The organism is Neobacillus sp. S1227, from assembly GCF_055385255.1.
The window spans coordinates 4,824,793-4,845,011 of record NZ_AP038276.1; the positions used below are offsets into that span (position 1 = coordinate 4,824,793).

Annotated in this window: 20 protein-coding genes and 2 riboswitches; of the genes, 3 read left to right on the forward strand and 17 right to left on the reverse strand. The window is 42.7% G+C overall.

The genetic code is table 11. The features are described from left to right. Nucleotides 1-11 precede the first annotated feature (11 nt). The 4 genes from ACZ5AE_RS24305 to ACZ5AE_RS24320 form a co-directional block, all read right to left on the reverse strand. A complete protein-coding gene (locus ACZ5AE_RS24305; RefSeq protein ID WP_464567065.1) occupies nt 12-680 on the reverse strand; it encodes a methionine ABC transporter permease in 669 nt (222 codons plus the stop codon). Continuing rightward, nucleotides 673-1,698: a methionine ABC transporter ATP-binding protein gene (locus ACZ5AE_RS24310; protein WP_464567066.1), complete on the reverse strand. Its 1,026-nt coding sequence runs from the start codon at nt 1,696-1,698 to the stop codon at nt 673-675. Before ACZ5AE_RS24310 ends, ACZ5AE_RS24305 begins: the two co-directional genes overlap by 8 nt. Nucleotides 1,699-1,820: 122 nt before the next feature. Beyond that, nucleotides 1,821-1,927, reverse strand: a riboswitch (SAM riboswitch). 125 nt (nt 1,928-2,052) lie between these two features. Further along, the gene (locus ACZ5AE_RS24315; RefSeq protein ID WP_464567067.1) at nt 2,053-3,369 is read right to left on the reverse strand and encodes an O-acetylhomoserine aminocarboxypropyltransferase/cysteine synthase family protein; all 1,317 of its coding nucleotides are present in this window, start codon (nt 3,367-3,369) and stop codon (nt 2,053-2,055) included. A 69-nt stretch (nt 3,370-3,438) separates the two neighbouring features. After that, nucleotides 3,439-3,543, reverse strand: a riboswitch (SAM riboswitch). Nucleotides 3,544-3,624: 81 nt separating this feature from the next. Next, nucleotides 3,625-3,981: an SCP2 sterol-binding domain-containing protein gene (locus ACZ5AE_RS24320; RefSeq protein WP_464567068.1), complete on the reverse strand. Its 357-nt coding sequence runs from the start codon at nt 3,979-3,981 to the stop codon at nt 3,625-3,627. Between the two features lie 244 nt (nt 3,982-4,225). On the opposite strand from ACZ5AE_RS24320, the gene ACZ5AE_RS24325 reads away from it, so the two are divergent. Beyond that, entirely contained in the window at nt 4,226-5,140 is a 915-nt protein-coding gene (locus ACZ5AE_RS24325) for a nuclease-related domain-containing protein (protein WP_464567069.1), read from the forward strand. Between the two features lie 1,509 nt (nt 5,141-6,649). Here ACZ5AE_RS24325 and ACZ5AE_RS24330 read toward each other — a convergent pair. The 8 genes from ACZ5AE_RS24330 to ACZ5AE_RS24365 form a co-directional block, all read right to left on the reverse strand. Then, complete coding sequence (locus tag ACZ5AE_RS24330; protein ID WP_464567070.1) at nt 6,650-6,964, reverse strand: thioredoxin family protein; 315 nt, start codon at nt 6,962-6,964, stop codon at nt 6,650-6,652. A gap of 8 nt (nt 6,965-6,972) precedes the next feature. Next, a complete protein-coding gene (locus ACZ5AE_RS24335; protein ID WP_464573729.1) occupies nt 6,973-7,329 on the reverse strand; it encodes a toprim domain-containing protein in 357 nt (118 codons plus the stop codon). 145 nt (nt 7,330-7,474) lie between these two features. After that, the gene (locus tag ACZ5AE_RS24340) at nt 7,475-7,714 is read right to left on the reverse strand and encodes a YusG family protein (RefSeq protein WP_464567071.1); all 240 of its coding nucleotides are present in this window, start codon (nt 7,712-7,714) and stop codon (nt 7,475-7,477) included. A 108-nt stretch (nt 7,715-7,822) separates the two neighbouring features. Next, entirely contained in the window at nt 7,823-8,206 is a 384-nt protein-coding gene (gcvH, locus tag ACZ5AE_RS24345; protein WP_464567072.1) for a glycine cleavage system protein GcvH, read from the reverse strand. Nucleotides 8,207-8,279: 73 nt separating this feature from the next. After that, on the reverse strand, nt 8,280-8,639 hold the full coding sequence (locus ACZ5AE_RS24350; RefSeq protein ID WP_464567073.1) for an arsenate reductase family protein: 360 nt from the start codon (nt 8,637-8,639) through the stop codon (nt 8,280-8,282). 178 nt (nt 8,640-8,817) lie between these two features. After that, nucleotides 8,818-10,599, reverse strand: coding sequence for an acyl-CoA dehydrogenase family protein (locus ACZ5AE_RS24355; protein ID WP_464567074.1), 1,782 nt, complete (start codon nt 10,597-10,599; stop codon nt 8,818-8,820). A 70-nt stretch (nt 10,600-10,669) separates the two neighbouring features. Then, a complete protein-coding gene (locus ACZ5AE_RS24360; protein WP_464567075.1) occupies nt 10,670-11,845 on the reverse strand; it encodes an acetyl-CoA C-acetyltransferase in 1,176 nt (391 codons plus the stop codon). 141 nt (nt 11,846-11,986) lie between these two features. Then, on the reverse strand, nt 11,987-14,374 hold the full coding sequence (locus tag ACZ5AE_RS24365; RefSeq protein ID WP_464567076.1) for a 3-hydroxyacyl-CoA dehydrogenase/enoyl-CoA hydratase family protein: 2,388 nt from the start codon (nt 14,372-14,374) through the stop codon (nt 11,987-11,989). Nucleotides 14,375-14,594: 220 nt separating this feature from the next. On the opposite strand from ACZ5AE_RS24365, the gene ACZ5AE_RS24370 reads away from it, so the two are divergent. Continuing rightward, nucleotides 14,595-14,726 (forward strand): YuzL family protein, encoded by a 132-nt coding sequence (locus ACZ5AE_RS24370; RefSeq protein WP_464573730.1) that lies wholly within the window; start codon nt 14,595-14,597, stop codon nt 14,724-14,726. Between the two features lie 163 nt (nt 14,727-14,889). On the opposite strand, the gene ACZ5AE_RS24375 is transcribed toward ACZ5AE_RS24370, so the two are convergent. Genes ACZ5AE_RS24375 through ACZ5AE_RS24395 form a run of 5 tightly spaced genes read right to left on the reverse strand, consistent with a single transcriptional unit; the run spans nt 14,890 to nt 18,794 of the window. Next, complete coding sequence (locus ACZ5AE_RS24375) at nt 14,890-15,141, reverse strand: DUF2573 family protein (protein ID WP_464567077.1); 252 nt, start codon at nt 15,139-15,141, stop codon at nt 14,890-14,892. Beyond that, nucleotides 15,101-15,898: an IucA/IucC family C-terminal-domain containing protein gene (locus ACZ5AE_RS24380; RefSeq protein WP_464567078.1), complete on the reverse strand. Its 798-nt coding sequence runs from the start codon at nt 15,896-15,898 to the stop codon at nt 15,101-15,103. Before ACZ5AE_RS24380 ends, ACZ5AE_RS24375 begins: the two co-directional genes overlap by 41 nt. After that, on the reverse strand, nt 15,891-16,712 hold the full coding sequence (locus ACZ5AE_RS24385; RefSeq protein WP_464567079.1) for an ABC transporter ATP-binding protein: 822 nt from the start codon (nt 16,710-16,712) through the stop codon (nt 15,891-15,893). The genes ACZ5AE_RS24380 and ACZ5AE_RS24385 overlap by 8 nt, the downstream gene beginning before the upstream one ends. A 25-nt stretch (nt 16,713-16,737) precedes the next feature. Continuing rightward, complete coding sequence (locus tag ACZ5AE_RS24390; protein ID WP_464567080.1) at nt 16,738-17,793, reverse strand: FecCD family ABC transporter permease; 1,056 nt, start codon at nt 17,791-17,793, stop codon at nt 16,738-16,740. Beyond that, nucleotides 17,790-18,794, reverse strand: coding sequence for a FecCD family ABC transporter permease (locus ACZ5AE_RS24395; RefSeq protein ID WP_464567081.1), 1,005 nt, complete (start codon nt 18,792-18,794; stop codon nt 17,790-17,792). Before ACZ5AE_RS24395 ends, ACZ5AE_RS24390 begins: the two co-directional genes overlap by 4 nt. A gap of 250 nt (nt 18,795-19,044) precedes the next feature. Between ACZ5AE_RS24395 and ACZ5AE_RS24400 the strand changes: the two genes are divergently transcribed. Further along, nucleotides 19,045-20,037 carry an ABC transporter substrate-binding protein gene (locus tag ACZ5AE_RS24400; RefSeq protein WP_464567082.1) on the forward strand — a complete coding sequence of 331 codons (993 nt, stop codon included), beginning with the start codon at nt 19,045-19,047 and terminating at the stop codon, nt 20,035-20,037. The last annotated feature ends 182 nt before the right edge of the window (nt 20,038-20,219 follow it).

Below are 20,219 nucleotides of genomic sequence, written 5' to 3' on the forward strand. Positions count from 1 at the left end.
GTTTATGTTGTTTATCTTTTATCAATCAATCCCGTGATTTTATCCCCGATAAATTGGATGATAAAAACGATGATTAATATAAATATGGTAGAGTATACCATTATTTGTGTATTGTAGCTTTGGAAGCCTTGTAAATAGGCTAGGTTTCCAAGTCCCCCAGCACCAATAACACCGGCCATGGCGGTATAGCCTACTAAGGCAATTCCTGTTACGGTAATCCCTGATATTAAGGCAGGCAGCGATTCAGGAATTAATACTTTGTAGATAATTTGCCAATCAGTTGCTCCCATCGATTTGGCTGCTTCGATAACCCCTTTATCGATTTCCCTTAGTGCAATTTCCACCATTCTTGCGTAAAATGGTGCTGCCCCGATAATTAATGCTGGTAAGGCAGCATTTGCCCCTAGCATTGTGCCCATTAAGATAACAGTAAAAGGAAGCAGTAAAATGATCAAAATGATAAATGGGATGGACCGAAAGATGTTTACGACAGCTGCGACTATTTGATTAATAATGCGATTTTCCCAAAGGTTCCCTTTGCCTGTTAAAAATAATATAAGTCCTAGAATTAACCCGAGAATGAAGGTAAAGATGACTGAAATGGCCGTCATATAAAGGGTTTCTTTTGTTGCTTCCCAAATGCTTGCCCAATCGACATTATAGAACCACGAATCAAGCATTCTCGATCACCTCCACTCCTACCTGTTGTGAACGAATAAAATCAATCGCGCCATTGACGTCCTCTTCGCTCCCATCAACATGAATGAACAGGGTCCCATACGAACCACTTTGTGTCTGAGAAATTTTCCCTTGGAGAATATTTACCGTTACATTGTGGTGACGGATTAAATTGGTAATGACCGGATGCTCAGCTGATTCTCCAATAAAGGTTAGCTGGACAATACGCCCGGAGTGGTACCGCTCGAGCAAAAGTTCCACTGTTTCCTTCGTTTCTTCCGGTTCAGTTACCTGCTGAACGAATCGCTTCGTAATCGGTTGTTGCGGATTTTTAAAGACATCAAGTACCTGACCAAGTTCCACAATCCGTCCGCTTTCCATAACTGCAACCCGATGGCATATTTTCCGGATGACATGCATTTCATGGGTGATCAGAACGATTGTTAGACCAAATTTTTTATTAATATCTACTAAAAGGTCGAGAATGGAGTCTGTTGTTTGTGGATCGAGTGCAGAAGTCGCCTCGTCACATAACAATACCTTTGGGTTATTGGCAAGGGCTCTCGCAATTCCGACGCGCTGCTTCTGCCCGCCGCTTAGCTGCGAAGGGTAAGCGTCTCCTCTGCCTTCAAGACCTACTAACTTGATTAACTCATCAACTCGTTTTTTTCTTTCCGGTGCGCTTACACCTGCAATCTCCAATGGAAAAGCAATGTTTTCGCTGACTGTTCTTGACCAAAGCAAATTGAAGTGCTGAAAAATCATGCTGATTTCCTGACGAGCTTTTCTAAGTTCTGCACCCTTTACTTTTGAAATCTCCTTACCCGCCACGTTAACTGTTCCTTCCGTAGGCAGCTCGAGACCATTTAACATACGGATTAAGGTACTTTTACCAGCCCCGCTATATCCGATCACACCGAAGATTTCTCCCTCTTTTATATCCAGGTTTACTTCATCAACTGCTTTTAACTGTCCCTGCTTAGTAGAGAAAAGCTTTCGTACATTTTTAATTGAAATCATTGAATCACCTACTTCTTATCCTTATTATAGGATTTGATAATTTTTATGAAAGGATTCTATTTTAGTAAAATAAATAGCCTCTCTGCGCAGGCAGAAAGGCATCATTATCAAATGAATCCTTTCTCCCATCTCTCAAAGCCGTAAGCTTTGTGTGAATTGGCACCATTTCAATAAAATTGACGGTTGCCGGGCTTCATAGGGCACATCCCTCCACCTCTCTCGATAAGAGCAAAAGCTATCCTATATAAAATTAGTCATTCTTTAATACTATTATTATGAAAGTAATCGTATCACGGTTAGAAAGTAGTGTCAACGACAAAATTCTACATATTCAAATAACTTTTTCAAGAAAATTTAGGCATTTGTTGTTAAAGAGGTTAGGCCAGTTGCAGCTTCGATTGCGTCTTCCAAATCTTCTACCAAATCCTCGACATTTTCAATTCCGATGGAAAGACGGATCAAGTCCTCGGAAACACCCGCCGCCTTTAAACCTTCCGCATCCAGCTGCTGATGGGTGGTGCTTGCCGGGTGAATAATTAAGCTCTTGGCATCGCCAACATTGGCCACGTGCGCCCATAAAGTGATGGCATCGATTAATTTCGCACCGGCTTCTCTTCCGCCTTTAATGCCAAATACAACCATGGAGCCAGCGCCCTTAGGCAAATATTTTTGTGCCAAGTCATAGTCAGGATGTGTTGGATGCCCCGGATAAGAAACCCACTCCACCGCTGGATGGTTGTGAAGGTACTCCACGACCTTCTGGGTATTGGCAACATGTTCTTTCATCCGTACGTGTAAGGTTTCCAATCCTAACACGAACTGGAATGCGTTTTGCGGGCTTAAAGCCGGCCCCATGTCACGAAGAAGCTGGACGCGCGCCTTAATAATATATGCTACCGGTCCAAGTGCCTCTGCATACACAAGGTCATGATAGCTTGCATCTGGTGTGGTGAAGCCAGGGAATTTCGGCGAATTCCAATCAAACTTTCCGCCGTCGACGATGATGCCTCCAGTCGTTGTTCCATTACCCAACAGCCACTTGGTTGCGGAGTGAACGACGATATCTGCCCCGTGCTCAATCGGACGGCACAGATATGGAGTCGCAAAGGTGTTGTCTACAATGAGAGGGACACCTGCTTCATGAGCAATATTAGCTACCTTTTCAATATCTAGAATTCTTAAGCTCGGATTGCCGATCGTTTCAGCGAATACGGCTTTTGTTTTGTCCGTAATGGCAGCACGGAAGTTTTCCGGAATCTCTGGATCTACAAACTTCACATTAATCCCGTATTTTGGAAGGGTCACAGCAAATAAATTATAGGTTCCACCGTAAAGGTTGGATGCAGCAACAATCTCATCTCCCGCTTCAGCAATGTTTAAGATGGCCAGCGTAATGGCTGCCATGCCGCTGGCCACTGCCAGAGCGCCAACTCCACCTTCTAGGAGCGATACTCTTTCTTCGAAAACGGTTGTAGTTGGATTGTGAATCCTTGTGTATATGTACCCAGGTTCTGCTAATGCGAACAGGTTGGCAGCATGCTCTGTGCTTTTGAATTGATATGCGTTATTTTGATAGATTGGAACCGCCCGTGCTCCTGTTACCGGGTCTGGTGTAAGACCACCGTGAACACTTAATGTTTCAAACCTTAACTTCTTTTGTTTTTCTGACATAGTTCTAATTCCCTCCCATTATAAAAATAAAACCCATGCTTCCTATAAGAAGATGGGGGTTCTCCGCTCTTCTTATCTTTCAGAGCCTGTTTGCTCTGCTGGATTTAGCACCGTGTGTGGTCTACCGGTTGCCGGGCTTCAACGGGCCAGTCCCTCCGCCGCTCTTGATAAGAATGTTTATTTAGTTCGCCGAACGTTGATTGAATATTCTAAAAAAATAATACCTGAAGTTTAATTCCGAGTCAATACCTTTGATTAAATTATTTTGGCTAGATTGTGTTGGGGTTTTGTTAAATAAAAAAGGGACTCAAGTAATAATATATTTCTTAATGAACCTGTTATGTTCAAGGCCCCGTTTCGATCTAGCACTCTTAACCTCTCTTGCCCTTCAAGTAGCTGCTTGATTTGATGTGATTCACCGTGGATTTGACAATGCACCTGCTCCACTTGTCTGTCATAGAGAGCGAAAATTTCCCCGTTTTTAATAACTAGTTGAAGCAATTGCTGTTCGGTAGTGCTTAGGCTTACCTTTAGTTCTGCGTGCTGAATTAGCGGAAGAATATGCTTTTGGTCTTTGAAGGTTTTTAAAAAGCTATTTACATCTTCTATCATTTTAATCACTCCGAAATTCTCGTCTATAACCATTACTATTCAGCAGTAATTGGTCTATTCCTCTATGAATTGGTCGACATTATCTTCGGACGAGTGGGGAAATATTAGCATTTCCCGAGAAATATGTCGGAAGATGAGGGATGCTGGTAATGTTAACAAAATATTCATACATTCTAATTTGCATTTAAGTAAGTTGGAGTAAAATTGGATATGGGTATTTTAATAGTTTGAAAGGATGTGGACTATGCCTACACCAAAAAAATCACGCCATGAACCAAAGGAGTTACTTGAATTAAGGGCCTTAAACCCGCGGATGAAGCTTTCTGACAAAGACGGGAGAAAGTACTACGCTCTTGAAAAAGGCTATCAAGGAGAAGTAATGTTTGATTCAATTACCGAACGATTGGGGAATAACTGCATCGTATTAAATGGCTTGCTCTTTAAATTGAAAGAAAAGTACTTTCAAATCGATACTGTGATTATTTTTCAAAAAACGATTTACCCCATTGATGTTAAAAATTTTGAAGGAGACTATATTTATAAGTCTGATCCCGACCGCTTTTGTAAAAATGATACCGAAATTGACGACCCTTTCCTTCAATTGTTGAAGGCCGAATCCAAGCTGCGGCAGCTTCTCGAAGAGTACAAATTTAATCTACCGGTTGAATCCTACGTTGTTCATATTAGCCCCACCTTCACTTTATACAATGCACCCCAAAACAATCATGTTATTTTCCCAACACAAATCAATCGCTTCATCAGAAAATTAGAAAATATCCCATCAAACCTGAACGGAGGCCATGAAAGATTGGCTGACCTGTTAATTTCACTGGATCAGGGTGATTATCCAAATGCTACAAAGCCGACTTATAGTTATGAGGAGCTGAAAAAGGGTCCTTATTGTTCGAAGTGCCACTCATTTTCGGTTTCTGTTGGGGAGAGGAAAATGGTTTGTAATACTTGTGGGTGTGAGGAGAGACTAGAGTCGGTAGTGCTACGGAGTGTTGGGGAGTTAAGATTGCTTTTTCCGGAGTTTAAGATTACGACTAATTTGGTGTTTGAGTGGTGTGGAGGGAGCGGCTCTAAAAAGATGATTGGAAGAATCCTAAAGGAACACTACACATTAATGGGATATGGTCAATGGACTTATTATGAGTAATATTTTCTGGCTGTTTTGGAGTCAATAGATCCTTTGGCTACCCTGTTTCCACTTTTGGTTGAATTTCGGTAGCCAATAGCTCTGATTGGCTACCCTGTTTCCTCTTTTGGTTGAATTTCAGTAGCCTATAGCTCTGATTGGCTACCCCGTTTCCACTTTTGGGTGAATTTCGGTAGCCTATAGCTCTGATTGGCTCCCCTGTTTCCTCTTTTGTCTGAGTTTCGGTAGCCAATAGCTCTGATTGGCTACCCTGTTTCCTCTTTTGGTTGAGTTTCGGTTGCCTATAGCTCTGATTGGCTACCCTGTTTCCTCTTTTGGGTGAATTTCAGTAGCCAATAGCTCTGATTGGCTACCCTGTTTCCTCTTTTGTCTGAGTTTCGGTTGCCTATAGCTCTGATTGGCTACCCCGTTTCCTCTTTTGGTTGAATTTCGGTAGCGTATAGCTCTGATTGGCTACCCTGTTTCCACTTTTGGTTGAATTTCAGTAGCCTAGAGCTCTGATTGGCTACCCTGTTTCCACTTTTGGTTGAATTTCAGTAGCCTATAGCTCTGATTGGCTACCCTGTTTCCTCTTTTGCCTAAGTTTCGGTTGCCTATAGCTCTGATTGGCTACCCTGTTTCCACTTTTGGTTGAATTTCGGTAGCCAATAGCTCTGATTGGCTACCCTGTTTCCTCTTTTGTCTGAGTTTCGGTAGCCAATAGCTCTGATTGGCTACCCTGTTTCCTCTTTTGCCTAAGTTTCGGTAGCCTATAGCTCTGATTGGCTACCCTGTTTCCTCTTTTGTCTGAGTTTCGGTAGCCAATAGCTCTGATTGGCTACCCTATTTCCACTTTTGGTTGAATTTCAGTAGCCTATAGCTCTGATTGGCTACCCTGTTTCCTCTTTTGCCTAAGTTTCGGTAGCCAATAGCTCTGATTGGCTACCCTGTTTCCTCTTTTGCCTAAGTTTCGGTAGCCTATAGCTCTGATTGGCTACCCTGTTTCCTCTTTTGTCTGAGTTTCGGTAGCCTATAGCTCTGATTGGCTACCCTGTTTCCTCTTTTGGTTGAATTTCGGTAGCCAATAGCTCTGATTGGCTACCCTGTTTCCTCTTTTGTCTGAGTTTCGGTAGCCAATAGCTCTGATTGGCTACCCTGTTTCCACTTTTGCCTAAGTTTCGGTAGCCTATAGCTCTGATTGGCTACCCTGTTTCCTCTTTTGTCTGAGTTTCGGTAGCCAATAGCTCTGATTGGCTACCCTGTTTCCACTTTTGGTTGAATTTCAGTAGCCTATAGCTCTAATTGGCTACCCTGTTTCCACTTTTGGTTGAATTTCGGTAGCCTATAGCTCTGATTGGCTACCCTGTTTCCTCTTTTGTCTGAGTTTCGGTAGCCTATATCCTTAATTAGCTACCATAATCTCAACTTTATCTTAATCTTAGTAGCCAATACCCCTTTGGCAACTTTGGGACATTATTATGTATGATACAACTTATTTAATAAAAAGCAGACGCCTCACCCGGCGTCTGCTCATCCCTTCAAATACCCCTTTATCTTCTCCAACAAATACGGAACCGAATGAAATGCGTAAAGTGTCTCCACGACACGCCCATTATCAACAAACAACAGGCACGGAACACTTTTAATCTCAAAAGACCGAGCCAGATCAGGGTAGTAGTTTAGGTTCATTTTTCCAATACTAACATCCCCAAGTGCTGCTTCCGCGACTACAAGCATTTTCCCGGCCACTTGGCAGGTCCCGCACATGGGTGTATAAAAGTAAACTACACCGCGTTCACCGCTCTCCCAAAACGTGGAAAATTCATCTCGATTCCATTCGATCATCTGTAACTTCAGCCCATCTCTAAAAACTCTTTATGCACGTCAATGTTTGCCCCCAGCAAAACGGTTGCTAAGTGGTGCTCTGGGGCAGTTGCCACTTCGCGATACATTCGGTCTATATATAAATGCTCTGCATTTGGAAATTCCCTTTTAAAAAGCTTGCGAAGCTTTTCGCCAGCTGCGTCAGCGTCAACAAGAATGTAGACGTCTTTGTCCTCAAGAATATCAATCCATTCATCCAACTTTGTGTGGCTAATGGTCCCGTTGGTACAAATGATCTCAACAGGCTCTTTTAAAATATTCTTGACCTTGTTTTTGTCCGATTTTCCTTCCACAATAAGAACTTTGTCAACAAACGAATCATTCATCATCCATCACCTGATATGAAGTGGTTTACTGTTAACATATTCCAGAATCACTAATACGTGTACACATCTTTGTATGTCAACTATACCATTATTGTTATTTTAAAAATAGGAATTTGCTTATAAGATGATGGAATTCTTTTATTTGTCAGCACCATCCGCCATCATCACAGTCGGTATACTTGGCATCTTTTCCATCTGTTGTGGTGACATGCTGATATATTTTTTGGCCTTCGGCTTCAAAATGATGCTCGAGCTTTATTTGAATATTCTCTGGAAGCTTACAGATGCCGATTGACTGATTTTCCAAAAACAGCTCTAATTCTCCATTTTTGAGCTTGCCCACAACCCTGTCTGTTACGTCTATCTTATGTTGATTCAATGCCATTTTTTCCACCTGCCATAAAATTTTATTTATAGTTTCCCCATTAACGCAGAAGAAAAAGTGGTAATAAAAAGAAAAAGCACCCATATTGGTGCTTTTTCGCTCAAAATATTAATTTTCTTTAATCATTTCTTCGTATTGCTCGGCTGTCATTAGTTCATCCAGCTCGCCATTGTTTGAGACTTCAACCACGATCATCCATGCTTTTTCATATGGAGATTCGTTCACATATTCAGGGCTATCATTCAAATCTTCGTTAATTTCCACAACCTTGCCGCTTACCGGAGAATAAAGTTCGGAAACCGTCTTAACAGACTCGACACTGCCGAATGGCTGTCCGGCATTGATCTCATCGCCAACTTCAGGAAGTTCAACGAAAACAATGTCTCCTAATTCATGCTGCGCAAAGTCGGTAATTCCAACACGCACGCGGTTACCTTCGGTTTTTACCCATTCATGTTCTTCAGTATAACGCAATTCTTTTGGTGTGCTCATTGTCTAAATCCCTCCATCATTTTTCTAAAAATATCTATCATCGAAATATATCGATTGCCATTTTAATGACGGACTATTTCGTCCATACTTTCTCAAACTCATCTTCTTTAAAGCCGACAGTGACATGTTCACCGTCTGTTAAAATCGGCCGTTTCAGCAACATGCCGTCAGATGCAAGCAAGTTTAACAGTTCATCTTCGGAAGCTGTCTTTAATTTGTCTTTAACTCCCAATTCACGATATTTCATTCCGCTAGTGTTGAAAAACTTCTTTAATTCCAAGCCGCTTTTTTGATAAAAATCTCGAATTTTCTCACGGGATGGAGGGTTTTCCACAATATGTACAGGCTCATAATTAACTTCATGTTGGTCAAGCCACTTTTTTGCGTTTCGACATGTTCCGCACTTCGGATACCAGTAAAAAGTCAAAGACATCCTTTTCACCGCCTTTTACTAAAATTCAGTCATAATTGAATATTACCATAACTATTTTCAAAAGGAAAAATATCCATCCAAACAATTCGACTAATTTCGTGAAAATCCTGCCAAGTTTCGAAAAAATTCAAAAATAAAAAAAGACCCCCTCACGAATGAGAGGACCCTCTAAAAAGTATTAAACTAGATAACGTTCTGCTTCGATGATGACATCAGCAGCTTCGCGTTTTTTTGCGATTACGTTGATTGGAGTGTGGCGAGTCAGCTTTCTTAGTGTGGAAAGCATCATGCGCAGCATGTCGCCTTGTTCAACAGCCACAAGTGTTTCTTTGGCAATAGCTTCGATACGGTTGAACGCTTCTTGGCAGAAGATTTGAGTGTAAAGAAGCTTTTGTTGATTCTTTTCTGCACCGTCTTTGGCAATTGCTTTTTCAGTTCGTAACACAACAGATTCCATTGAATATACGTCTGAAATGATATCAGCGATATTTGCAAGGATTTCTTGCTCTTTTTCAAGCGCTTTGCCAAATTTTTGAGCTGATAAACCAGCGGCAACTAGCGCAAGTTTCTTAGCTTGCTTTACTAAATATTTTTCCTGTGCCAAAGGCTCATCGCCAGGCTCTTCAGGCATTAACATCATTAATTCTTCTTGAAGGGCCATTGCTTTTTGGAATAAAGGAAGCTCACCTTTGATCGCTTTTTTCACAAGAGTACCAGGAACAAGAAGTCGGTTGATTTCGTTTGTTCCTTCGAAAATACGCTGGATACGGGCATCACGGTACGCTCTTTCAATTGGGTACTCCTGCATGAAGCCGTAACCACCATGGATTTGCACACCTTCGTCAACCACATGGGCAAGTACTTCACTGCCGAAGAATTTGTTTAAAGAACACTCGATTGCGTATTCTGCGATAGAATCTGCAAGTTTCTTAATGTCTTTTGTTTCTTCATCAGAAAGTTTGCCTTGGTTGTCTTCATATAGACCGATTGTACGCCATACAGAGCTTTCTGCCGCATAAATTTCAGAAGCTAATGTACCGAATTTTTCTTTTGTTAAATTGAATTGAGCAATTGGCGTTTTGAACTGTTGACGGCCGTTTGCATACTTAACAGTCATTTCAAATGCTTTCTTGGAACCGCCGACAGCACCGACTGCAAGCTTGTAACGGCCGATGTTTAAGATGTTGAACGCGATCACGTGGCCTTTTCCGATTTCACCTAATAGGTTTTCAACTGGAACTGGGACATCCTCTAAAATAAGGGTACGAGTGGATGAGCTCTTGATCCCCATTTTCTTTTCTTCAGCGCCGGTAGAAACGCCCGGAAAGCTGCGTTCTACGATAAATGCTGAGAACTTTTCACCGTCAATTTTAGCGTAAACAACAAATACATCTGCGAATCCGGCGTTCGTAATCCATTGCTTTTCACCGTTTAGGATATAGTGAGTACCATCTGCATTTAATTTGGCAGTCGTTCTTGCGCCAAGAGCGTCAGAACCTGAACCTGGCTCAGTTAATGCGTAAGCAGCTAGTTTTTCACCAGATGCTAATGCCGGCAAATAGCGTTTCTTTTGGTCTTCGTTACCGAATAATACGATTGGCAATGAACCAATACCAACGTGCGCACCGTGGGAAAGAGCGAAACCGCCGCCGCCTGCCATTTTTTCAGTAATTAAAGAAGAAGTGATTTTGTCCAAGCCTAAACCTTCATACTCTTCGGGTACGTCAGCAGCTAGTAGACCCAGTTCGCCAGCTTCCTTTAAAAGCTTGACTGTGATATCGAATTCATGGTTTTCTAGGCGTTCAAGAACCGGTTGAACTTCTTTTTCCACAAAGTCTTCAGCTGTCTTGGCAATCATTAAGTGCTCTTCAGTAAAATCCTCCGGGGTAAAGATTTGATCACAAGTAAGATCTTCAATTAAAAAGGCTCCGCCTTTAACAATTTTTTTAGTTTCAGTCATCGAAAATGCCTCCTAAATTTAATTTGGTAGGATGGGGGCGCCTAGCCCGAGGGCAGGGCCGCCAAATAAATTAAAGTAATTCGAATACGCCTGCAGCACCCATTCCGCCGCCGATACACATGGTCACGACACCGAATTGTTCCTGTCTGCGTCTTAATTCATTGATTAGCGTTAAGGTTAATTTTGCACCTGTGCAGCCAAGCGGGTGGCCTAAAGCAATCGCACCGCCGTTTACGTTCACTTTTTCTTCATCTAGGCCAAGCTCTCGGATGACCTGGATAGATTGAGAAGCGAATGCTTCGTTTAATTCAAACAAGTTGATATCGGAAACCTCAAGGCCAGCAAGCTTAAGAGCCTTTGGAACAGCGACAACCGGTCCAACACCCATAATTTCCGGCGGTACGCCGCCAACAGCGAAGGAGCGGAATTTTGCCAGTGGCTTAAGGCCAAGTGCTTCAGCCTTTTCACGGTCCATAATCATTACTGCAGCCGCACCATCACTTGTTTGTGATGCATTACCGGCTGTAACTGAACCTGTTATAGAGAATGCAGGGCGAAGCTTTGCCAGTGTTTCAAGATTTGTTTCCGGACGAACCCCTTCGTCTTGAGAAAACTTGATTGTTTTTTCTACCAGTTTATTGTCATTGCCGACAGAGCGGAAAGTAACATCAACTGGAACGATTTCATCAACAAATTTGCCTTCCTGAATAGCCTTGAAAGCGCGTTGATGACTGCGTACCGCAAACGCATCCTGCTCTTCACGGGTAATGCCATATTTTTTCGCTACCTCTTCAGCTGTATGACCCATTCCCATGTAATATTCCGGCGCACTTTCGACTAGTTTTGCATTCGGACGGATGACGTGTCCGCCCATTGGCAGTAAGCTCATCGATTCCACACCGCCCGCGATTGCTGTGTCCGTATGGCCAAGCATAATAGATTGTGCCGCATAGGCAACTGCCTGCAATCCAGATGAACAGAAACGATTGACAGTGATGGCTGGAACCGTGTGCGGAAGTCCTGCCAATGCCCCGATGTTTCTTGCCACGTTCATCCCCTGCTCTGCTTCAGGTGTCGCACAACCAATGACTAAATCATCGATATTTCCTTCATAATTTCCAGCACGCTTTAAAGTTTCTTTAACAACTAATGCTCCCAAATCATCAGGACGAACCTGGGCAAGCGTTCCTTTTTTCGATTTGCCGACCGGTGTTCTTGCCCCGGCAACGATTACCGCTTCTCTCATGCAAGTTCCCTCTCTTTCTTCCATTTTAGGAATGTACGAATCTATGGTTTCTGCCAAGGGCTTTTGGTGAGCCCTTAGCAATCTATTAATTTATTTTTACAGTTGACCTTTCAGAGTATGTGCTTTCAGGCCGGGTTATTCCTAGTTTCTTAACGGCTTCCCTTTCACAAGCATGTGCTGCATGCGCTGCTGTGTTTTTGGTTCCTTAATCAAGCTTAAGAATGCTTCTCTTTCAAGGTCTAATAGATATTCCTCATCCACTTCAGTACCATATGGTACTTTACCGCCGGCAATAACGTAGGCTATTTTCTTCGCAATTTTAAGATCATGCTCGGAAATGTAGCCGGATAGCTTCATCGCTTCTGCGCCTAGTAAAAGCGTGGCATAGCCTGTTTCACCAACAACTGGAACTTTTTTCTTCACTCGTGCTTTGAAGCCTTTCTCATGCAGTGCAAGAACAGCCTGCTTCGCATCGTATAATAGATGGTCGCCGTTCACGCTGATGCCGTCGGCTTTGCTTAAGAAATTGTTTTCGCGTGCTTCCTCACCAGAAGTGGAAACCTTAGCAGTGGCTATTGCTTCAAATACTTTGTTGGCAACCTGCTGCAGGTCAAACTGTACGCCGTTTGGAATATTCTCCAAGTGCTTGATGTAAAGCTCTTTGTTTCCGCCTCCGCCAGGCAACAGGCCGACACCGACTTCCACAAGACCCATATAGGTTTCAGCAGAAGCTTGAATATGTGTTGATGGCAAGCAAACCTCAGCACCGCCTCCAAGTGTCATACCGAATGGTGCCGTGACAACCGGCTTAGCACTGTATTTTACTTTTAATAATGCTTTATGAAGCTGACGAACCACCATGTCAAGCTCCCAATAGTTGTCATCCTGAGCTTCCATCAGCATCATCGCCAAGTTTGCACCTACGCAGAAGTTCTTGCCCTGATTACCGATGACAAGACCCTTGTAGTTTTTCTCCACTTCGTCAACAGCAAAGTTAATCATTTGGATCGTATCCATGCCAAGTGCATTGTTAGGAGAATGGAACTCTAAAAGTGCTACTCCATCACCGATATCAATTAGGCTCGCACCGCTGTTCTTTTTAATAACACCTTTTTGTTTCTTAATTTTGTTAAGATTAATCACTTTGGGATTGAACTCAACAAGCTTATATTCACCCTTATCGTAATAGTAAAGCTCGTTGTTTTCTTCTTTATAGAAGGAGGTAAAACCTTTATCAAGCATTTCGGTTACCCAAATTGGGACTTCCATGCCTTGTTCCTTCATCTTCGCTACCGATTTTTCAACACCGATGGCATCCCATGCTTCGAACGGTCCATGCTCCCAGCCAAAGCCCCATTTCATGGCACGGTCGATGGACACGATATCGTCAGCAATTTCACCTAAAAGCTTAGCTGAATAAACTAAGTTTTGTGAGTTTGTATTCCACAAGAATTGTCCGGCGCGGTCATTCGCATAAACAAGCGCTTTCAATTTATTGCCAGTACCCTTTTCCTGCTTTGCCAGCTCCATAGAAGGGGTGGACAGTTTTTTGCGCGGGCCGTATTCAAGTGTATTTGGATCTAATTCAAGAATTTCCTTCCCTTGTTTCTTGAAGAAACCTTGCCCAGACTTGCTTCCTAACCAGCCGTTTTCAATCATTTGCTTAAGGAAAGCAGGTACTTCAAAAACTTCCTTCTCATGTCCTTCGACTTTTTCATACACATTTCCAGCAACGTGATAGAAAGTATCTAAGCCAACTACATCAAGGGTTCGGAAAGTAGCACTTTTTGCACGGCCAATTAGTGGACCAGTGAGGGAATCAACTTCACCGACACTGTATCCGCCTTTTAACATTTCGCGGACAGTTACGAGCAAGCCGTAAGTTCCGATACGGTTTGCGATAAAGTTTGGTGTATCTTTCGCTACAACGACACCTTTACCTAAGACATCCTCTCCAAAAGTTTTCATGAATGAAAGCACTTCTGGGTCAGTATATTGTGTAGGGATAATCTCCAATAATTTCAGGTAACGCGGCGGGTTAAAAAAGTGTGTTCCAAGAAAGTGCTTTTGGAAATCTTCTGACCGGCCTTCCACCATTGCTTCAACAGAGATACCAGAAGTATTGGAGCTAATGATGCTGCCTAGTTTGCGGTATTGGTCAACCTTTTCAAAAACTTGCTTCTTAACATTTAGGTTTTCAACGACTACTTCAATCACCCAGTCAACATCTTTCAGTTTCTCAAGGTCATCCTCAAGGTTACCTGCTTCGATTAGGGCGATATTCTTCTTTGCTGAAAGTGGTGCTGGCTTTTGCTTAAGTAATTTTTGAATGTTTGTGGCTGCGATGCGGTTACGTACCTGTTTATCTTCAAGTGTAAGTCCTTTGGCTGCTTCTTCTTTTGTCAATTCACGTGGCACGATATCCAATAATAGTGTTGGAATACCGATGTTTGCTAGATGTGCCGCAATACCCGAACCCATAACTCCGGACCCTAGAACGGCTGCTTTTTTGATTAATTGGTTCAACATTGTCTCCCCCTTCAAACTTTGAATGAATGTTCATTCATTTTTTGGGTAAAAAAAATTTCAAACAACTGAATGAGTTTTCCTACTAATTACTATAAGATATTTCAAAAAATTGTGCAATCGATAAACGTGGAAAATTGAAATTTTTTTGAATAATGGTACTTCTTCTCGCCTCAATATATATTTTGGGGACTGGGAAACCTATATTTTGAGGTGATAAATGATGGCGAAAATGAAGAAAAACCCGTCTAAGGCAGGCGTTAGCGCAGCAAGTGTGCAAGGAAACGCCGGACCGGGCCGCGAAGCAAGCGGCGTTGACAAGCAAAACAGCCAGAATAGTCAATATAAACGATAATTGTTAGAAAAAAGGTGCTCCGGGAGCACCTTTTTTCTGTAATTTTGTATTCCGAGGTGTCTATCTGCGATTTTTTCGATTCTATCGGCTAGTCTGGACTTATATCGGCGATTTTCAATCCTCTATCGGCGAATTCCGCAGTTCTATCAGAGAATCGATTAAATTACTTTTGAGTCGATTTCCGGTGTTGCTCATTTAATACTTTAATTTCATTTATGATTTCTTTCATTTCCGCCCGAGCCTCTGGATAAAGCGCACTCCAGTGGCCGATTAACGCTGGCATCGACTTGGCGATATGCGAGTACAGAGCCCAAGCCTTAACTTTTTCCTTCGTCTCTTCCCCAGCTTCTCCAACTAATAGCTCACTGTATTTCTCAAGCAAGGCCTCGAACTGCTGAGCAAAATCCTTCTCCATCTTCCTGACACCTTCCATTCTTGACATTTAGACTGCACGGGCAGGTTTTACAGCGTTTGTTGCTCCCGTCAAGCTGGTATGTAAAGCAGCACGTTTTTCTGATACGTACCTCTTCTGCATGCTCTTCTAAATAAATTTTTTCTACGTAATATTTCTTCAGCGGGTTAAGACTATAGCGGCCAAATAAAGATCCTTCTGCTTCAAAAATTAAAAACGTAAAATCCTCTACTGCATTTTTGTGTTCATTTAATTGCGATTCGTACAACCAAAATAAATAAACAGCAATATTCTCCCACAGGATCAATCTTGAAATACCAAATGTTTTTTCCAACAGTGATATCAGCGGGTAAATATTTTTTGCAAAAAGCTCTTTGATCACACTTTTGCGCCATTCAGAACGTTCTTCCCCGATGTCCCATTCGTCAACTGTTAAATCCTTGAGAGAAAAAGCCGGGAGCCAGTCTCTTCCCCCTAAAGCAGTTTCCATTTTAACATCATCTAAAGAAACCTTGATTTTTTTATTCCAAGCTGTCATCGCATAAAGCGAAATTACAGCTAAAAACGCATATCTTTTGATAAAAATGGAGGCCGCTATTTTTTCAGACGGGGCACCAATCTTGTTAGAAAGATCAGCCATAAATTTTTTCAAAAAGGCTTCATCAAGTAATTGTGCTGCATCAAAGGAGTGATCTAGAGCAGCTTTGAGCCTATACTTACTTAACGTAATAATTTCTATGTCTGTCATACCATTATCCATTGGCAGCCGCCGCCTTATCTATTATACATCTTCCCTTCCCATAAGGAATACATAATGGAGTTCCGAACAGCGGGTCCATTGAGACCTCGCAATCCATTTCAAATACGTTTTTCACCATGCTGCAGTTGATCACATGTTCCGGCTTTCCCTGGGCATAGACATTTTGATTCTTAATTGCAACAATATTATGGGCATACCGGCAGGCAAGGTTTAGGTCATGCAGTACCATGACCACCGTTCTTTTTTTCTTTTCATTCAATTCAAAAAGCAAATCAAGAATCTCGATTTGGTGGGTCATATCTAAATACGTTGTCGGCTCATCAAGTAAAATAATTTCCGTATCCTGAGCCAGGGTCATGGCAATCCAAGCCCGTTGCCTTTGGCCGCCGGAAAGGGAATCTACAGGTCTGTCCTTTAAATCTTCTAGCCTTGTTGCTTTAAGAGCATCGTTTACCTTTTTCTCATCCTCTTCTGACCACTGCCGCAGCCAAGTTTGGTGCGGATAGCGGCCCTGTTTGACAAGCTGCAGGACGGTTAAGCCTTCAGGTGCAGTCGGTGACTGTGGCAAAATGGCCATTTTTTTTGCAATCTCCTTTGTCGATAACTTGGAGATTGCTTTACCATCAAGAAGAACGGAGCCGCTCTTCGGCTTTAGAAGACGGGCAATTGAACGAAGCAAAGTCGATTTTCCGCAGCCATTTGCACCTATAAAGACAGTAATTTCACCCTTGGGAATTTTTAAATCTAATTCCTTTATGATGAGAGTTTCCCCGTAGGAAATGGACAACTCCTTTGTTTCAATCGAACTCGTCATATAAAGCCAGCTCCTTCAGCAATATTTAGGAATTTCTAGTTTTAAAAAGTAAGTAAATAAAATAAGGGGCACCGATTCCTGCTGTAAATACTCCAGCAGGCACCTCCAACGGAGAAAATACTGTCCGGCCGATCAGGTCTGCCAGCATCACAAGGATTCCGCCAAGCAAGGCTGAAACCGGCAGCAACGCACCAAACGACGATCCGACAAGCCTGCGCGCCATATGCGGTGCCATTAGCCCGACAAAACCAATCCCTCCGGCAAATGCTACGGAACCTCCGATTAGTGCCGTACTGATCATTAATAATAGAAAGCGATGTTTCTGTACCTTTTCACCCAAGCCAGTCGCTACGTCATCGCCAAGTTCCTGAATATTAAGTGTCCGTGCTGACACAAAAGCAATAATCAAGAAAATGACCGCCCACGGCGCAAGAATGGCGACGTTTTTCCAATTGGAACCATAAACTGTTCCGGTAATCCAAATATTGGCCTGACTCGCCTGATAAATTGGCCCCATCACCATCAGAAGGGTCGTTAATGCCTGCATCAGCGTGGAAATCCCGATTCCAATTAATACAAGCCTTATAGGCGAGACGCCGTTTTTCCAAGCAAGGAAATAAACTAAAAAAGCCACAACTCCAGCGCCGATAAAAGCGGCTAACGGAAGCCAAGCAATGCTGACTGTCAGCGAGTGGTTCTTATCGCTGAACATTGCCAAAAAACCAACGACGGCAACTGCTGCCCCTCCGGTAATACCCAAAACATCAGGAGAAGCCAGCGGATTACGGATCATCCCTTGCAAAATACTGCCGGCTGTCGCTAAACACATACCAACAATGAGGGCAACAATAATGCGCGGCAGGCGGAAGGAGGTGATAACCAGTGTCTCCATATCAGGCCCGGAGCCAAATAAAACCTTTAAAACTGTCAGGGGATTAATTTTCATTTCCCCGGATCCCGTGCTCAGGACAAAAACCGCAAATGTGATGATCAGCAGGACGGTAAAAATAATTCCAGCTTTTCGGTCCATTAAAACGGAGAATCTCCCATTAAACAGACGGAAATTTTTATATTTGCTCATCGTGCATTGAACCCCTTTCTTGCAATGTAAATGAAGAACGGGGTTCCAATGATGGCAGTCATCACACCAACAGGGACCTCTGACGGCATTAGCAAATATCGGGCAGCAATATCCGCTGCCAATAATAATATGGCACCTAAAATCCCGGCCATTGGAATGACCCAGCGATGGTCAATGCCTACAATCGACCTCGTGATATGAGGAACGACAATCCCTACAAAACCAATCGGTCCGGCCACAGCCACAGATCCCCCTGCAAGTAAGATAACCAGCACCCCGATGGCAATTTTAATGAATCCTGTATTTAGCCCAAGACCTTTCGCTACATCTTCCCCCATAGCAAGAATATTCATTTTCCCAGAAATCATGAGGGAGCCAATCCAGCCTGCTCCTATGTATGGCAAGACTGAAACTAGCGTTTCCAGCTTTCGGCCGGACACCGAACCAGCGAGCCAAAACAGCACTTGGTCCAAGAGGGCTTCGTTCAAAACGAGCAAGCCTTGCGTAAATGACGAGAACATAGCCGCCATTGCCGCACCCGCTAATGTGAGTTTCATTGGTGTTAAACCGCCGCGTCCTACGGAGCCAATGACATAAACGCTGATGGCCGCGACCGCTGCCCCAAGAAAGGCTAACGCATTAAATCCCTGGGTACTATCAATAGAGAATAAGGTAATCGCAACGACTACGGCGAACCCAGCGCCAGCATTTATTCCAAAGATTCCAGGCGATGCAAGCGGATTTTTTGTTAGGGTTTGCATTAACACCCCAGCAATAGCGAGACTTGCGCCGACTACAGAAGCAATCAGTGCACGCGGCAGCCGGACAGTTTGAATGATGATATGCTCATTTGAGCCATTATTGTTTGTAAAAGCGTCAATCGCCATTTGCAGATTCGTGTCTGTATATCCGAAGATGACACTGGCACACATAAGTAGCAGCATTAGAATAATAGCCGCCAATAAGCCGGCCCATTTTAAGGAGGAACTTTTTAAAAGCATGTTGAAAAACCTTTCTCTCTTTATCCTTAGTTAAAATCCTCTCACTACTTTAGTCTACCGCTAATTGATAATGATTGTCAATTGAATTGAAAGCGTTTTTCAATTATAATGCTGGGCCGTCCAAATTTGTTATTGATTTTGAAAATCATTTTCAATAAAACTGTTGACATGGGAGTGGCGATCACTTTATGATAGGTGTGTAAATGAAAATGATTATCATTAACAACCAGTAAGGGGGATACATAGTTAGATGAAAGCATTGAAATCATTTCTAACTCTTTTTTCCGTCATGGCTATTTTCTTATTAGCTGCTTGTGGCGGGAATGCGGAAAATACAACTGAGAAAAAAGAAAAAGCAGCTTCAACGGCTGAAAAATCGTATTCCGTTGAACATGCAATGGGCTCTGCCACAATTAAGGGCACACCTAAACGCGTGGTGGTTTTGACAAACGAAGGAACTGAAGCATTATTAGCTTTAGGTATTAAACCAGTCGGCGCTGTTCAATCCTGGCTTGGTGACCCATGGTATGATCATATTAAAAAAGACATGAATGGCGTAGAAGTTGTTGGAACTGAAAGCGAAGTTAATGTTGAAAAAATCGCTGCTCTGAAACCGGATTTAATTATCGGAAACAAGCTGCGTCAGGAAGCGGTATATAATCAGTTAAGTGCTATCGCTCCAACTGTTTTTTCAGAAACATTACGGGGAGACTGGAAGGAAAACTTTAAATTATATGCAAAAGCTGTCAATCAAGAGGAAAAAGGCAACAAGGTGTTAAGCGATTTCGATAATAAAGTGACATCATTAAAGGAAAAACTCGGTGATAAAGTAAATCAGGAGGTTTCAGTTGTCCGCTTTATGGCGGGGAAATCCCGAATTTATTATACAGATTCCTTCTCTGGGGTGATTTTTAACGAGTTAGGATTTAAACGTGCCGCCCAGCAGGCAGAGCTATTCACACCTGCTAATAAACTTGGCAACCTGGCTGTTGAAGTTGGCAAGGAAGTGATTCCGAAAATGGACGCAGACGTTCTTTTCTACTTCACTTACGCTCCTAATGGCGACCAGACTGCTTTAAATACCGCTAAGGAATGGACAACGGACCCGCTTTGGAAAAACCTAAATGTTGTTAAAAACGGCAATGCCCATGAGGTTAGTGATGCTGTTTGGAATACAGCAGGAGGGGTTATTGCGGCAAACTTGATGCTAGATGATCTTGAAAAAATGATGCTTAAGAAATAGTTATTAAAAAAACTCCCTATATACAATTCACTTTGAAAGAGCAGGGCAAGCCATGGCCCTGCTCTTTCTGCTTTGGGGACATATTTGGAGAGTTTATCCGCCGAATTGGAGGAGATATCCGCTAAGCTAAGTTCAAAGAGTTCCGCCGTTTTCCAAATATTATCCGCCAATCCCATGTTGAC

Coding starts and splice junctions, on each gene's coding strand:
- ACZ5AE_RS24305 (WP_464567065.1), bottom strand. CDS start 680: ATGCTTGATTCGTGGTTCTATAATGTCGATTGGGCAAGCATTTGGGAA.
- ACZ5AE_RS24310 (WP_464567066.1), bottom strand. CDS start 1,698: ATGATTTCAATTAAAAATGTACGAAAGCTTTTCTCTACTAAGCAGGGA.
- ACZ5AE_RS24315 (WP_464567067.1), bottom strand. CDS start 3,369: ATGTCAGAAAAACAAAAGAAGTTAAGGTTTGAAACATTAAGTGTTCAC.
- ACZ5AE_RS24320 (WP_464567068.1), bottom strand. CDS start 3,981: ATGATAGAAGATGTAAATAGCTTTTTAAAAACCTTCAAAGACCAAAAG.
- ACZ5AE_RS24325 (WP_464567069.1), top strand. CDS start 4,226: ATGCCTACACCAAAAAAATCACGCCATGAACCAAAGGAGTTACTTGAA.
- ACZ5AE_RS24330 (WP_464567070.1), bottom strand. CDS start 6,964: ATGATCGAATGGAATCGAGATGAATTTTCCACGTTTTGGGAGAGCGGT.
- ACZ5AE_RS24335 (WP_464573729.1), bottom strand. CDS start 7,329: ATGAATGATTCGTTTGTTGACAAAGTTCTTATTGTGGAAGGAAAATCG.
- ACZ5AE_RS24340 (WP_464567071.1), bottom strand. CDS start 7,714: ATGGCATTGAATCAACATAAGATAGACGTAACAGACAGGGTTGTGGGC.
- gcvH (WP_464567072.1), bottom strand. CDS start 8,206: ATGAGCACACCAAAAGAATTGCGTTATACTGAAGAACATGAATGGGTA.
- ACZ5AE_RS24350 (WP_464567073.1), bottom strand. CDS start 8,639: ATGTCTTTGACTTTTTACTGGTATCCGAAGTGCGGAACATGTCGAAAC.
- ACZ5AE_RS24355 (WP_464567074.1), bottom strand. CDS start 10,599: ATGACTGAAACTAAAAAAATTGTTAAAGGCGGAGCCTTTTTAATTGAA.
- ACZ5AE_RS24360 (WP_464567075.1), bottom strand. CDS start 11,845: ATGAGAGAAGCGGTAATCGTTGCCGGGGCAAGAACACCGGTCGGCAAA.
- ACZ5AE_RS24365 (WP_464567076.1), bottom strand. CDS start 14,374: ATGTTGAACCAATTAATCAAAAAAGCAGCCGTTCTAGGGTCCGGAGTT.
- ACZ5AE_RS24370 (WP_464573730.1), top strand. CDS start 14,595: ATGGCGAAAATGAAGAAAAACCCGTCTAAGGCAGGCGTTAGCGCAGCA.
- ACZ5AE_RS24375 (WP_464567077.1), bottom strand. CDS start 15,141: ATGGAGAAGGATTTTGCTCAGCAGTTCGAGGCCTTGCTTGAGAAATAC.
- ACZ5AE_RS24380 (WP_464567078.1), bottom strand. CDS start 15,898: ATGGATAATGGTATGACAGACATAGAAATTATTACGTTAAGTAAGTAT.
- ACZ5AE_RS24385 (WP_464567079.1), bottom strand. CDS start 16,712: ATGACGAGTTCGATTGAAACAAAGGAGTTGTCCATTTCCTACGGGGAA.
- ACZ5AE_RS24390 (WP_464567080.1), bottom strand. CDS start 17,793: ATGAGCAAATATAAAAATTTCCGTCTGTTTAATGGGAGATTCTCCGTT.
- ACZ5AE_RS24395 (WP_464567081.1), bottom strand. CDS start 18,794: ATGCTTTTAAAAAGTTCCTCCTTAAAATGGGCCGGCTTATTGGCGGCT.
- ACZ5AE_RS24400 (WP_464567082.1), top strand. CDS start 19,045: ATGAAAGCATTGAAATCATTTCTAACTCTTTTTTCCGTCATGGCTATT.